Origin of the sequence: Chryseobacterium vrystaatense (assembly GCF_000737765.1) — a bacterium.
Lineage (GTDB): Bacteria > Bacteroidota > Bacteroidia > Flavobacteriales > Weeksellaceae > Chryseobacterium > Chryseobacterium vrystaatense.
The window spans coordinates 398,391-412,473 of the sequence record NZ_JPRI01000002.1; the positions used below are offsets into that span (position 1 = coordinate 398,391).

Below are 14,083 nucleotides of genomic sequence, written 5' to 3' on the forward strand. Positions count from 1 at the left end.
TTTTTATTTTCATAGCTATTCTTGAAATCCAAATATATAAAAACTTCCGTCTTTAAATATCATGAAACCGGCAGCCTGAAATAAAAAGTACTTCCCTGATTTGGGGAACTCTTCACTCCTATTTCGCCCTCCTGTTTCTCTATAAAGTTTTTTGAGATAGCCAGCCCCAGTCCTGTCCCATTCTGGTGCTCTCCCGGAACCTGAAAATAACGGTCAAAGATCTGGCGATGGTATTTTTCATCAATTCCGCTTCCGGTATCGGTAATATTGAATTGGATCATGGACTCTACTTTTTCTACCATAATCTCAATTTTTTCGTCCTGAAATGAATGCTTAACCGCATTGGTCAAAAAATTATTCATAACCCAGACTGTTTTATCGAAATCGGCATTAACAAAGTCCTGATCGTCGATAAGATATTGGGTATTGACTGTAATATTTTTCTGTTCTGCGAGTTTTTCAACATTTTTCACAGCTGCCTGTACCATTTCTTTGGGTGAACATTTTTCAACAGTTAAACGGATATTTCCACTTTCTACCTGCGAAAGATTCAACAGCTCTCCTGTAATATTCAGTAGTCTCTGCCCATCATCGTTGATGCTTTTCAACAGTTCTTTCTGTTGATCATTAAGTTCTCCGAATTTTTGATTTCCGAGTAACTGCACCCCCATTTTTATCGCAGAAATAGGTGTTTTAAGTTCATGGGAAATGGTGGCAATGAAATTCGTTTTAGCAAAATCAAGTTCTTTAAAAGGGGTAATATTCCGGAGAAGGATTACCTTTCCAATGTATTTGGTTTCTTTTTCGCCAGTCTTTATGATATTGATGGGGATGATATCCTGTTCAAAATAGTTTTCTTTATGATCACGGACAATCTTGATGGGCTCTTTTACCGGATGATCAACATTCTTAAGCAGTTCACGGATGAGGTCATTATTGACCGCAACCTCATGAACTGTTTTTCCGATAATCTCTTCTTTATGGAGATTGGTGATTTTCAGTGCTTCATCATTGATCATATAGATGAAATGGTTTTCATCAAGTCCAATCACGGCATCATGCATATTATTGACAAGTGTCTCAATTCTCTTTTTATCCATCAACTGCTTGGAAAGACTGCTGCTTTCATATTCCTGAAGCTTTTCCGCCATGGTATTAAAAGAGTCTGCCAGGCTGCTGAATTCTTCACTTCCTTTAAAGTGTACTCTTTCATTATAATTTTTAGCGGCGATCTGCCTGATACTGAATGTAAGCTGATTGATGGGTTCTGCAATGGTCTGTGGAAGGTTGAAAAGCAGGACAAAAGCAATGAGAAAACACACCGTTCCTAAACTTACAATCCAGAAAGTTGCGTTTTCGGCTGTGATGATGGCAATATCACTTTTCCTTTCAATACCTTTCATATTGAGGGACATAATTTTAGCCAAATCTTCGCGGATCAGTTTTTCTTTTTCCGGAGATGCCTGTTTCAGATAGCTTTTGAAATGAAGATTCAGACTTTGGGTCGCTTCTTTTTCACCAAATTCAGTAAGGTTTTTCTCCTGCAACTTATTATTTTTCTCGAAATCACTGACTGCAATTGCGCTGTCTGTGCTTATTTTATCCAAAGCAAGGAGCATGTTTTTTGAAAACTCCAGACTGTTGTAGTTAGCGGTCAGGATCTTTTCGGTATCAGATTTCAGTTTATTGATATAGACGGATCCTATTACTGACATGAGAACGATCAGTAAAAATAAAAGACCTACGCCTAAGGTGAGTTTTGTTTTAAGTTTCATTACTTCTAAGATAAAATAATAATATCTATCTGTTTTTCATTCAGCCGGTTCATCAACGTATAAATCCAACTATAGCCGGAAAGACGCTGCCAAATTTCCGCATGGGGTTTTCCAATGCAGACAGTGGTGATATTATGGGCAATTACATAATCCAGAATTCCTTTGTGGACACTGCTTTCTTTTACCCGGACTACTTTGGCTCCCAATTCCTGTGCTAAATTAAAATTATTAATCAAATACCGCTGTTTATCGAGAGCAATTTTTTCGGGATTTTCTGACGGTTTCTGAACATACAGAACGGTCCACTGGCTGTTATAATAACTTGCCAGACGGGCTGTCTTCCGGATAATGTTTTTGGCAATTTTCTCATTACTGCTGATGCATGCCAGAAATTTGATGGGTTTAAAATTTTCTGTTTTGATCTCGGTTTCGACCTTTCTTTCAACATGGGCGGCAACTTCTTTTAAAGCAAGTTCCCTAAGCTGAAGAATGTGTCCGCTTTGGAAAAAGTTGGTAAGTGCGGTCTGAATTTTTTCCTTTTTGTAGATCTTTCCTTCTTTCAGACGGGTCAGCAGTTCATCTGCAGTAAGATCTATATTAACCACCTCATCGGCAAGACCAAGGATTTTGTCAGGAACACGTTCGGCTACTTCTATTCCTGTGATATTTTTCACTTCCTCGTTCAGGCTTTCAATATGCTGAATATTCATGGCACTGATGACATTGATGCCATTGTCAAGGATCTCCAGCACATCCTGCCATCTTTTTTTATTTTTTGAACCTTCTACGTTGGTATGAGCCAGTTCATCCACAAGAACGACCTCAGGATGTTCATTGATGATAGCCTGCAGATCCATTTCTTCAAGGTTTTTCCCTTTATAAAAAACTGATCTCCTTGGTATTTCAGGAATTCCATCAGTAAGGGCCACCGTTTCTTCCCGGTCGTGGGTTTCTACATAGCCAATCTTTACGTCAATGCCGTTTCGCAGGAGAGACTGTGCCTCCTGAAGCATCCGGAATGTTTTACCCACCCCAGCACTCATCCCGATATAGATCTTGAATTTTCCTTTCCTGGATTTTTGGATCAATTCTAAAAAATGTTTTGCTGATGACATTGGTTTTTTTTGCTTTATTTTTTTTAACACAAAAGGCACAAAAGGTTTATTTTCCAACACGTTAGAAGGTATAAGTAAGTTAAGATTATTTTGGCCATTTTTTATCGGGCCGTCCAAAAACCACCCCGCCAAAAATTCTTTGAATTTTCTTCACCCCTCCAAAGGAGGGGAATTTTATCCGTTTCAATGACTGTCATTTGTTAGAATAAGAATCCTTGACTTTTTTTAAACTTAGGAGATTTTCTCTTCGCAAAGTATTTACACTTTAAATAACTTAAGTATCAAAATCTTTTGTGACTTTTGTGGTTAATTATATTTATTTTTCAGTCTTCATTAATCATTTTCAATTCTAAAACCAGGCAGCCAGACTCGTCGTCACAAAGAAATTCCCTTGCTTCATGTCACCGTTTTTTACAAAAATGGCATCTTTAGAAGTAAAACCTCGCGCTTCTGTACGGAAAACCACATTTTTAAGAATCGCATAATCTACATTCAAAGAGTATCCGAAAGTTTGAAAACCATTCGGGGTTTTGGTGCTGACGATCACCCCGTTTTTATCATTATAATATTCAAATCTTCCTGCCAGAGCCCACTTATTGTCAACCTGATATTTCATGAGTACGTTCGGGGTATACCAGATGTTATAGCTGCTGCTTCCTTTCGTTTTCTGCTCTGCTCCGATATCGAAACCCAGCAAGGCAGAAAATTGATCCGTCAGTTGAAAACTTCCATAAAGGTCGTGAAAATAACGCATCCTTTTTTCATCCTTTGACTTGTCGTTTCCGATAAAAGAACTGCTGTTCAATGTGATTTTCTCTGTAGGTTTATAAGTCACCTGGTGTCCGAAAGAAATGGTCTGGTTTCCTTCCGGCTTTGCGATCCGCTGCCATCCATTCAGTACTAATCCGCTTAAAAACCATTTTCCGTTATCAGATGTATAAGAAACCTTGGCTCCGGTTTCAAAGTAAGGAGAATTTTCGGCAGCAAAACTTCTTGTCAGGTTGATATTATCTTTTCCGATCGCGCTTTCCCAACCAATATGAGAAGGCATAATCCCTGCGTCGATCCACAGGTTTTTGGTTTTTGAAATTCTGATCCCAATATTTGCTTCGTTCACATACCGCAGTGCATTCTGTTCAGCAGCCATATTGTCCTGTGCGTAGGTTCCGGCCATTAAAGCTACATTGGCCCGGAGATTCTCACTTTGATAATTTGCTTTTACTAATCCCAGATTCAGATTAAGCTCATTATGCCTGTTGTAAGAGTATAAAAAATTCTGACGGAGATGATTGGCAGGTTCGTTAAGATCATAGGTGTAAAAAAGTTCTGCGTAGGCAGAAAATGTTACTTTATTTTCTGTTTTTAATGAATCGGATGATTGTGCTTTCGGGAAAAATATCCCGAATAATACTGCACTGGTAATGATATATTTTTTCACGGTAATTTCTACATTATTTTAATTGGTCCAAAGCGATATTAAGCTTCAGTACATTTACTTTTCCAGGTCCTAAAAGACCTAAAAACGGTTTTTCTGTTTGATTTTTAATTAAATTCTTTACTTTTTCCTCGGAAAGGTTTCTTACTTCAGCGATTTTTTTTGCCTGATATAGTGCACCTTCTTCAGAGATATCCGGATCAAGACCGCTTCCGCTGGCTGTAACCAGTTCTACAGGAACCTTTGCCTCTCCCATTCCCGGATGCTCCATTTTCAAAGTGTCAATTCTTTTCTGTACAGTTTCAAGATACTCTGCATTGCTTGGCCCTTTATTGCTTCCACCGCTTCCTGCTGCATTATAATTGACGGTGGAAGGGCGTCCGTGGAAGTATTTTTCGGATTTAAATTCCTGTCCGATATTGGCATAGAACTTCTGTCCGTTCACAGTAATGATTTCTGCATTTCCTTTTGTAGGCAATACTTTTGAACCTCCATACACGATAAGCAGATAAATTCCGATGACAGCCAGCATTACAAAAGTCAGTCTGAATGCTGTAACAATATGATTTTTCATTTTTTAAATTTTAATAGAATAAACTGATCACTAAATCGATGATCTTTATACCAATGAAAGGAACAATAACACCTCCCAAACCGTAGATTAAAAGATTTCTTCTCAATAATGCACTGGCACCGATAGGTTTATAGGCAACTCCTTTTAACGCTAATGGAATCAGGAATGGAATGATCACGGCATTGAAGATAACGGCGGATAAAATTGCTGTTTCCGGGCTGTTAAGATTCATGATATTCAACTTCTGAAGCGAAGGAATAAACGTGATGAACAGCGCTGGAATAATCGCAAAATATTTAGCAACATCATTCGCAATACTGAACGTTGTCAGCGTTCCGCGGGTCATCAGCAGCTGCTTTCCGATTTCCACAATCTCAATCAGTTTTGTAGGGTCGTTATCAAGATCAACCATGTTACCAGCTTCTTTAGCAGCCTGTGTTCCACTGTTCATCGCTACCCCTACATCGGCCTGTGCCAATGCCGGAGCATCATTCGTTCCGTCTCCCATCATAGCGACAAGCTTTCCTTCCTGCTGTTCTTTTTTGATGTAATTCATCTTATCCTCAGGTTTGGCTTCGGCGATGAAATCATCTACACCTGCCTTTTCTGCGATAAATTTTGCAGTCAGAGGATTATCTCCGGTTACCATCACCGTTTTTACCCCCATTTTTCTCAGTCTCTGGAAACGTTCCTGAATTCCTGTTTTAATGATATCCTGGAGTTCGATTACGCCCCATACTTTTTCATTAATGCTTACCACAAGAGGAGTTCCTCCGTTTTCAGAAATTTTGGTAACGGCATCCTGTGTTTCCTTAGGGAAGATATTCCCGGCTTTTTCAGTCAGTTTTTTTATGGTGTCGTAGGCACCTTTTCTTATTCTTGTGTCTTCAAAATCGATTCCTGAGGTTCTGGTTTCCGCTGAAAAATCAATATAGACCGGGTTGGGAACAAGAAGGTCTTCTGATTTCAGCTGGCTTAATTCTATAATGGATTTTCCTTCCGGTGTTTCATCTGCTACTGAACTTAATGCCGCAGCTTTAATAAAGTCAGGCAGTCTGATACCGTCTGCAGGGTGAAACTCTGTCGCTTTACGGTTTCCGATAGTGATGGTTCCTGTTTTATCAAGAAGTAATACATCTATATCTCCGGCAGTTTCAACTGCTTTACCACTTTTGGTGATTACGTTGGCTCTCAAAGCTCTGTCCATTCCGGCGATTCCGATTGCAGAAAGCAGACCTCCAATCGTTGTGGGAATCAAACAAACGAAAAGTGATATAAATGCCGCAATGGTAATTGGAGTCTGCGCGTAGTCTGCAAAAGGTTTTAAAGTAAGTGTTACGATAATAAAGGTCAGGGTAAATCCTGCCAAAAGTATAGTTAATGCGATTTCATTAGGTGTTTTCTGTCTTGACGCTCCTTCTACAAGGGCAATCATTTTATCTAAAAAGGACTCTCCGGGTTTGGTGGTCACTTTTACTTTTATTCTGTCTGAAAGAACTTTTGTACCTCCGGTTACTGAGCTTTTGTCGCCTCCTGATTCGCGGATAACGGGTGCACTTTCTCCGGTGATAGCAGATTCATCAATGGTAGCAAGTCCTTCGATGATCTCTCCGTCCATCGGGATCTGATCTCCGGTTTCGCAAAGGAAAATATCACCCAGTTTCATTTCGGCGGACATTCTCAGAACCGTTTCTACCTGAAAGCCAGGTTTGTTATCCAAAATTACTTTGGCGGGTGTTTCTTCACGTGTTTTTCTGAGCGTATCAGCCTGTGCTTTTCCTCTCGCTTCTGCAATGGCTTCTGCGAAATTGGCGAAAAGAACCGTAAAGAATAAGATAATGAATACCGTAAAGTTATAAGCAAAGCTTCCCTGTGATTTGTCGCCTGTAAGACTGAAAAGACTTACGATAAACATCACAACGGTTCCAACCTCTACCAGGAACATCACGGGATTTTTAAACATAATTTTCGGATTTAGTTTAACGAAGGACTGTTTGATCGCTTCGTTCACCAAATCTTTTTGAAACAATGTCTGTGATTGATTTTTCATTTTTTTGAAAGAGTTATATAATTGTAAATCAACGGCAACCATTAAGACAGATTAAAACAAAAAAGAATTGAAATGGATAATATATTCAGGTGAATGTTTCGATGAGTTTAGACTAGTTTCCTGATATTTCAATCTTCCTAATGGCTGACTATTGATTTTAATTTTTAATATTTATTTAGAGAAATACTGGATCTGTTCTGCAATAGGTCCCAATGTAAGGGCCGGGAAAAAAGACAGTGCCGCTATAAGAAGGATCACAGCCAGCGTCATAAAGCCGAAAGTGGCTGTATCTGTTTTGAGTGTTCCTGAACTTTCCGGAATGAATTTCTTCTGCGCCAATAATCCTGCAATCGCTATCGGTCCGATAATCGGAATGAATCTGGATAAAAGCAGTACTATTCCTGTTGAGATATTCCACCATGGTGTATTGTCGCCAAGCCCTTCAAATCCGGAGCCGTTGTTCGCTGAAGAAGAAGTAAATTCATACAGCATTTCACTAAATCCGTGGAATCCGGGGTTATTCAGTGTTTTCGCTCCAAATTCCGGAAGATAAGCGGTTAATGCAGTACCTACAAGGATTAAGAACGGATGGAACAGAGCCACAATCATTGCAATTTTCATTTCTTTGGCTTCAATCTTTTTACCCATAAATTCCGGTGTTCTTCCGACCATCAGGCCACTGATGAATACAGCGAGAATGATGAATATGAAATAATTCAGAATTCCTACTCCACATCCTCCGTAGAAACAGTTGATCATCATCGCCAAAAGTTCATTCATTCCTGAAAGCGGCATGGTACTGTCGTGCATTGAATTTACCGACCCTGTTGAGATTACGGTTGTTGCAATACTCCAATATCCTGAAGATGCACTTCCAAAACGGATCTCTTTACCTTCCATAGCCCCGAGGCTGCTGTCGGCACCCATTTCGGTGATGAGAGGGTTACCATTGGTTTCATTCACCACATTCGGTACGGCAAGCGCCAGAAATCCGACCGTCATTACGGTAAAGATGACCCATGACAACTTTCTCTTTTTAAGATAAAATCCTAATGCGAAAACCAGTGCAAAAGGAATGATCATTTGTGTGACCATTTCAGTCATATTGGTCACATAATTTGGATTTTCAAGCGGATGTGCCGAGTTGGCTCCAAAGAAACCACCCCCGTTTGTACCCAAATGCTTGATCGCTACAAAAGCGGCTACAGGCCCCCGGGAAACATCAGTTTTCTGTCCTTCTAATGTCGTGATATGATCCTTTCCTTCAAAAGTCATCGGACTTCCGTTAGCAGATAGAATTAAGGCAACCAGGATACTGATCGGAACGAGTATTCTAACCACAGATTTTGTGAAAAAATCGTAGAAATTCCCCAATTCCGTTGTTGTTTTTTCTTTAAAAGCTTTGAAAAGAACAGCCATTGCTGCCATTCCAGTCGCTGCGGTTACAAACTGCAGAAACATCAGATAAAGCTGGCTTAAATAACTTACCCCCGTTTCTCCTGAATAGTGCTGAAGATTACAGTTCACCAAAAAGGAAATTGCAGTGTTGAAGGCAAGATCCGGTGACATATTCGGGTTTCCATCGGGATTCATTGGAAGCCAGGACTGGTTCAGCAGGATCAGAAATCCTATAATGAACCAAACCAGGTTGATCGTCAGCATGGCATACATATTCTGTTTCCAGGTCATCTGACGGGTTGGGTTGATTCCCGATATTTTATAAATTAATTTTTCAACAGGTTCAAAAACGGGATCTAAAAAGGTCTTTTTGTACCCGTAGACATTAGCAATGTATTTCCCAAGAAATACTCCGATCACTAATGTTATAACAAACATGGCAATGACGCCTAAAATTTCTGTATTCATGACCGGTTAAAATTTTTCAGGTTTTACCAAAACGTAGCAGATGTAAACAAAAGCCAGAATTGAAAGGAAAAATAAACTCCACATATTTTTATATTTTATCAAAAAATTCAACGGATTTATAAAGAAGCCAAAACATCACTGCAAAAAGCAGGATCAAACTTATAAGCATCATATCGTTATTATTAAGGTTAATAGGGTCAACAGTACGTACGATACCATCAGCAGACTGAAGCCTGCATGCTCACGTTTTTTGAACGTTTTTTTTGAAATTGTCATTTTTAAAATATTTTATTCAGGTCCTATAGGCCAAAAGACGGCCCATTTCAAAAACAAAACACGCAAATATTTAATAACCAAACATTTAAATCAAATAACTAAACCATACCAAAACACAAAAGCCTATCATTTTGATAGGCGTGTTTATTGAAATGATAGGATTAGAAGTTAGAGATTAGACGTCAGATTTTAGATGTCAGATATCAGACTTAAGGTGGTCCTTGAAAGTGATATTGATTGTTAGGAGTAGAGGCAAGAAACGAGAAACAAGAGCCAAGAATCAAGATGGTAGATGTCAGATTTCAGACATTAGATTTCAGACTTACGGTGGTCCTTGAAAGTGATATTAGTTGTTGGTTAGGAGTAGAGTCAAGAGCCAAGAATCAAGATGGTAGATTTCAGATTTCAAATATCAGACTTAAGGCACTCCAACTCTATAACGCTTCATCTCCTATCACGAAACACTCATTTACCTCAGTTCATACTCTTCCAGTTTCCGGTAAAGGGTTGCAATACCTATCTCCAGAAGTCTTGCGGCTTCGGCCTTGTTTCCTTTGGTATACTGAAGAACTTTTAGGATATGAATTTTTTCAAGGGATCTCATGCTTAAAGAGTCGCTTTCTGGAACTGCTTTATCTGAATAATGGGGAAGACTTTCTGCATCCAGCATATTGTTTTCCATTAGAATAAGGCTTCTTTCTACGGCATTTCTCAGTTCACGGATATTTCCTTTCCAGTCATTTTTTTCCAAAGTTTTATAATAATCAGGATTGACCTGAAGATTCGAAAGATGCAGTTTTCGTGAGAAAATATCTATGAAGTTTTTCGCCAGTATTTTCAGATCCTCCTTTCTTTCGCGCAATGGGGGAAGGTGGATCTCGAAAACATTCAGTCGGAAATAAAGATCTTCCCGGAAATGGCCCTGTTTTATTTCGTTTTCCAGTTCTCTATTGGTCGCTGCAATCAGTCTGAAATCTGATCTGGACAATTTTGTCTCGCCCATTTTGATAAATTCTCCGGTTTCCAGAACGCGAAGCAGCTTAGCCTGCAGTTCTATCGGCATCTCCCCTATTTCGTCTAAAAATAAAGTTCCTCCATTGGCCTCTTCGATCAGACCTTTCTTATCCTTTACCGCACCGGTGAAAGCACCCTGCTTATGTCCGAAAAGCTCACTTTCTAATATTTCTTTGCTGAATGCAGAACAGTTAATGGCTACAAAATTATTTTTCTTCCTGTCACTCCCTTCATGAATGGCATTGGCGAAAACTTCTTTTCCGGTTCCTGTTTCTCCTGTCAGAAGCACTGCGGCGTCAGTTAAAGCAACTTTTTCGGCCAACTTTTTAGACTGAAGGATGAGAGGTGACGTTCCGATGATCTGTCCGAATCCTTTTGATACAGCAGGTTTTTGTCCAATTCTAGTTCGGTTCTCTTTTACTTTCTCCAATGCTTTGTACACCAATGGAATAATTTTTTCGTTGTCGTCTCCTTTTACCAGATAATCATAAGCTCCGTTTTTCATAGCCTGAACCGCATCGGTAATATTCCCGAAAGCAGTCATCAGAATAATTTCGAGATGTGGATATTTGGTTTTGATGGACCGCACCAATTCTATCCCAAAGGCATCAGGAAGACGTACATCACATAAAACGACATCAAATTCAAACTGCTCCAGCATAGTCATTGCAGAACGACCTGTAGAAGCTTCTTTAACGTTAAAATTTTCTTGGGAAAGGATCATTCCTAATAATTTCAGGAGCTTGATCTCATCATCGATGATCAGAATGTTTCCGGACATAGTGGTTGTTTTTGGAAAACCTGATGCAAACTTATTGAATTTTTTGAGCAAATGAATAGTAGTTATGGTAAAATTAGCATTTCCTTTGTTCGCGTTTCATGTTTTCAAATAGAAGCTATAGATGTAATAGTAACAAAAACACATTGATATTTTCTTTGATTGCTTACATTTGTAGTGCATTCAGATCTAAAAGAATGAAATGAGTAAGCTTATGATTGACAAAAGATACAGAGAAACGGTTCATACAGATAAAAACAACTACGAATATATTACAGTAACGCATGACGAAAATAAGGTAAGAATCTATACGCTGAAGAATGGCTTAAAGGTTTTTCTGGCCCAGAATTTTGATGCACCAAGGATACAGACCTATATTCCGGTAAGAACAGGAAGTAATAATGATCCTTCTGACAACACAGGACTTGCCCATTATCTGGAACATATGATGTTTAAAGGAACTTCCAGAATCGGAACTCACAATTGGGAAAAGGAAAAGGAACTTCTTGACCAGATCTCTGCATTATATGAGGAACATAAAGCCGAACAGGATCCTGAAAAGAAAAAAGAAATCTATAAAAAAATAGACGAAGTATCCCAGAATGCCAGCCAGTATGCAATCGCCAACGAATATGACAAAGTGATTTCTTCCCTGGGTGCCAGTGGAACGAATGCCCATACCTGGTTTGATGAAACGGTTTACAAAAATAATGTTCCAAATAATGAGCTTGAAAAATGGCTTAAAATAGAAAAGGAAAGATTTTCAGAAGTTGTACTGCGTCTTTTCCATACGGAATTAGAATCTGTATACGAGGAATTCAACCGTGCTCAGGATAATGATTCGAGGCTGGTGAATTATGAATTGATGGACGCTCTTTTTCCTACACACCCTAATGGCCAGCAAACTACGATAGGAAAACCGGAACACTTGAAAAACCCTTCAATGAAGGCTATTCATAAATATTTTGATGAATATTACGTTCCCAATAATTATGCAATGGTTTTGGTGGGAGATCTCGATTTTGAAGAGACTATAAAGCTGGTTAATCAGTATTTTGGAACAATTCCTTACAGAGAGCTTCCAAAGAAAACCCCTGTCACTGAGCAGCCATTAACTCAAATTGTAAAAAGAACAGTAAAGAGCCCTACTACTCCAAGGGTTCAGCTTGCCTGGAGAACAGACAGCTATGGTACCAAGGAAGCTATGCTGGCAGACATTACCGCCAATATTCTGAGCAACAGAGGAGAAGCAGGGCTGCTTGACCTTCATATCAACCAGACTCAAAGAATGCTTTGGGCACAGGCTTTTTCTGTAGGTCTGAAACAATATGGATATTTTTCTATTGTCGCTGTTCCAAAGGAAACCCAAACCATGGACGAAGCAAAAGAGATGGTTCTGGAACAGATTGAGCTGATCAAAAAAGGAGATTTTCCGGACTGGATCCTTCCAGCGATTATCAATGATTTTAAGCTTCAGCGTTTGAAAGGACTTGAAACAGCAGATGGACTGGCTACAAACCTTTACGACACCTATATAAAAGGAAGATCCTGGGAGCAGGAACTGAACGAGCTGGACGAATATCAGGATTTTACCAAAGAAGATGTCGTAGATTTTGCCAATACATTTTTTAAAGACAATTATGTTGAGGTTTACAAAGAGAAAGGGGTTAATGACCAATTGGTAAGAGTTGAAAATCCGGGGATCACCCCCATTAAGATCAACCGTGATGCACAGTCTGATTTTTTAAAGGAAATTTTAGCAGAAAAGACTGACGACATACAGCCGGAATTCATCGATTATGAAAAAGAAATTCTTACAGATACAATAAAGGATAAAAAGCTGAGCTTTGTGACTAATAGATACAATGACATTGCACAGGTTCATTTTATTTTCCCTTTTGGAAGCGATAACGACAGAGACCTTGGAATATCCACTCAGCTTCTTCAATATCTTGGAACTGCAGACCTTTCGCCTGAGGATTTGAAAAAGGAATTCTTTAAGATCGGGGTCAGCAATGATTTTAAAACAACCAATGAACAGCTTGTAATCTCATTAAGCGGGCTGGAGGAAAATATTGAAAAAGGCATTTCCCTTCTGCAGCACTGGATGTATGATGTACAGGCCGATCAGGAAATTTATAAACAGTTTGTAGAAACTGTTTTGGAAAACCGTCAGGCTTCCAGAAAAGATAAAAACCGTATCATGACCGCTCTTACCAATTATACGAAACTGGGCAGTTTCTCACGGTACACGGATATCATTTCGAAAGAAGATCTTGAAAAGAGTAATGCAGAAATCTTTACAGACCGTATGAAAAAGCTTTTCCAATATCCTTATCAGGTATTTTTCTACGGAAGAGATCTTGGAAATTTCAAGCAGTACATCGGGAAGTACGTAGAAAATGCGAGTTTGGAAATTCCTGAGCCTAAAAAATATCCTGAACCTGAAACCAACGGTAAAGTTTATTTCACGGATTATGACATGGTACAGATGGAAATGAGCAAGGTTGGAAGAGGACATCAGGTAAATACTTCAAACTTTGGAAAGATCAATGTTTTCAATGAATATTTCGGAAGAGGGCTTTCGTCCATCGTTTTCCAGGAAATCCGTGAAAGTAAAAGTTTAGCATATTCTGCGTATGTCTCTTATGCAGCGAATTCTGAACTGGGACATCCTGACTATATCACAACGTACATCGGAACCCAGCCCGATAAACTTCAGACTGCGGTAAGTACAATGAGTGAGCTGATGAATGAACTTCCTGAGGTTCCAACCCAGTTTGAAAATGCACGAAACGCTGCTCTTAAACAAATTGCTTCAACCAGAATTACCCGAACCAATATATTTTTCAATACATTAAGACTGAAAAAACTAGGGATTTACCACGATTTCAGAAAGGACATTTACGGTCAGATCAAAACTTTGACTTTTGAAGACGTAAAAATGTTCTATCAAACAGAAATCAAACCGATCCACTTCAACACGGCCATTATCGGTAAAAAGGAAAACCTTGATATGGATGCTGTCAATGAGATGGGAGAATTTAAAGAATTAAGTCTGAAAGATATTTTTGGAGATTAAAAAAAATACAGACCGCTTCAGTAATGAGGCGGTTTTTTTATTTTTAGAGACAAGAATCAAGAGTCAGGAACCAAGATTTTAGATGTCAGATATAAGATATAAGACATCAGATTTCAGA

8 protein-coding genes are annotated in these 14,083 nt (G+C 39.0%); 1 reads left to right on the forward strand and 7 read right to left on the reverse strand.

Translation table 11 applies throughout. From position 1 onward, the window contains the following. Positions 1-59 precede the first annotated feature (59 nt). The 7 genes from IW16_RS07345 to IW16_RS07375 form a co-directional block, all read right to left on the reverse strand. Positions 60-1,775, reverse strand: coding sequence for an ATP-binding protein (locus IW16_RS07345; RefSeq protein WP_034741619.1), 1,716 nt, complete (start codon positions 1,773-1,775; stop codon positions 60-62). A 5-nt stretch (positions 1,776-1,780) separates the two neighbouring features. After that, the gene (locus IW16_RS07350) at positions 1,781-2,890 is read right to left on the reverse strand and encodes a histidine kinase (RefSeq protein ID WP_034742717.1); all 1,110 of its coding nucleotides are present in this window, start codon (positions 2,888-2,890) and stop codon (positions 1,781-1,783) included. Positions 2,891-3,239: 349 nt separating this feature from the next. Next, positions 3,240-4,328, reverse strand: coding sequence for a porin (locus IW16_RS07355; RefSeq protein ID WP_034741622.1), 1,089 nt, complete (start codon positions 4,326-4,328; stop codon positions 3,240-3,242). A 13-nt stretch (positions 4,329-4,341) separates the two neighbouring features. After that, on the reverse strand, positions 4,342-4,899 hold the full coding sequence (gene kdpC / locus IW16_RS07360; RefSeq protein ID WP_034741625.1) for a K(+)-transporting ATPase subunit C: 558 nt from the start codon (positions 4,897-4,899) through the stop codon (positions 4,342-4,344). 10 nt (positions 4,900-4,909) lie between these two features. Then, on the reverse strand, positions 4,910-6,949 hold the full coding sequence (gene kdpB, locus IW16_RS07365) for a potassium-transporting ATPase subunit KdpB (RefSeq protein WP_034742720.1): 2,040 nt from the start codon (positions 6,947-6,949) through the stop codon (positions 4,910-4,912). Between the two features lie 171 nt (positions 6,950-7,120). Beyond that, a complete protein-coding gene (kdpA, locus tag IW16_RS07370; RefSeq protein WP_034741628.1) occupies positions 7,121-8,815 on the reverse strand; it encodes a potassium-transporting ATPase subunit KdpA in 1,695 nt (564 codons plus the stop codon). Positions 8,816-9,560: 745 nt separating this feature from the next. Further along, positions 9,561-10,886 (reverse strand): sigma-54-dependent transcriptional regulator, encoded by a 1,326-nt coding sequence (locus IW16_RS07375; RefSeq protein ID WP_034741631.1) that lies wholly within the window; start codon positions 10,884-10,886, stop codon positions 9,561-9,563. 199 nt (positions 10,887-11,085) lie between these two features. On the opposite strand from IW16_RS07375, the gene IW16_RS07380 reads away from it, so the two are divergent. Beyond that, the gene (locus IW16_RS07380) at positions 11,086-13,965 is read left to right on the forward strand and encodes a M16 family metallopeptidase (protein WP_394332447.1); all 2,880 of its coding nucleotides are present in this window, start codon (positions 11,086-11,088) and stop codon (positions 13,963-13,965) included. Positions 13,966-14,083: the final 118 nt, after the last annotated feature.